Consider the following 985-nt stretch of genomic DNA (forward strand, 5'->3'; position numbering starts at 1 on the left):
GATTTTTCCCTAAAGATGGGCATTTGGATTTTAATCCCAAGGTCTATAATGAACTTGGTTTGGAGGTTTTTCGGAAAATCGTGCGCCATGAACTCTGTCACTATCACCTTTATTTTCAGAAAAAGGGGTATCGGCATAAGGACCGAGATTTTAAGGAACTTTTGAAAGAAGTGGATGGACTACGCTTTGTTCCCCCTTTGAGAGCCCAAAGTAATTTCCTAGTTTATCAGTGTCAATCCTGCCAGCAACGCTATCAACGAAAGAGGAAGATTGATACCAAGTGCTATCGCTGTGGCGTCTGCCGTGGTAAACTCGTCATCCTAAATCGGCCTAAGGACTGATGTTTGTGCCCCCGTTTCATGATATACTACTTGTAAGAATACCGAAAGAGGAACAAATCATGAATACAAAATTTTATAAAATGAAACGAAATAGTATGGTATCGGGAGTTTTAGCTGGTTTATCAGACAAGTGGAATTTTGATGTAACTCTAGTCCGCTTTCTCTTTGCCATTTTTACCATATCAAATTTTGGGATTGGTGTGATTATCTACATCATCCTCGCCTCTATTCTGCCAACTAAGGAAGAGATTGAAGCAGAAATGTACGGAACAGGACCACGCAAACGTAAGGATGCTGAGGCCATTTATGACAATGATGGACGGTTTTGGTGAGTCGGATTTGGAAATAGTTTATAGATGATTTCCTTGTTTCTTGAAGAAATTAGAAAAAGTAGTGAATCCTAACCCTTGCATCCGCAAGGGTTTTCTTCTTGCCTTTCTTTTATGGTAAAATATTGATAGCGAAATTGCTTGATATTCTTCAATCTTACAAAAATGTAAGATTAAAGTCTCTTTTGTAAGGTTAGGTTATGGCAAGCCATCTTTTTTTGCGATAAACTAGACTCATAAAGAATAAAGGAGCAAAACCATGAAAAGAATTTTACAAAAGAAAACAAGAAAACCAAGTCAAAAAGATATCGAGCG

Annotated in this window: 2 protein-coding genes; both read left to right on the plus strand. The window is 37.9% G+C overall.

Annotation, left to right across the window (positions count from 1 at the left end; all coding sequences use genetic code 11):
* Window positions 1-341, plus strand: a 341-nt coding sequence (locus GMD6S_RS09490; protein ID WP_000386036.1) for a SprT family protein, incomplete at its 5' end; no start/stop codon positions are given.
* Window positions 342-400: 59 nt separating this feature from the next.
* Window positions 401-673 carry a PspC domain-containing protein gene (locus tag GMD6S_RS09495; protein WP_001092787.1) on the plus strand — a complete coding sequence of 91 codons (273 nt, stop codon included), beginning with the start codon at window positions 401-403 and terminating at the stop codon, window positions 671-673.
* The last annotated feature ends 312 nt before the right edge of the window (window positions 674-985 follow it).

The organism is Streptococcus sp. GMD6S, assembly GCF_000297015.1.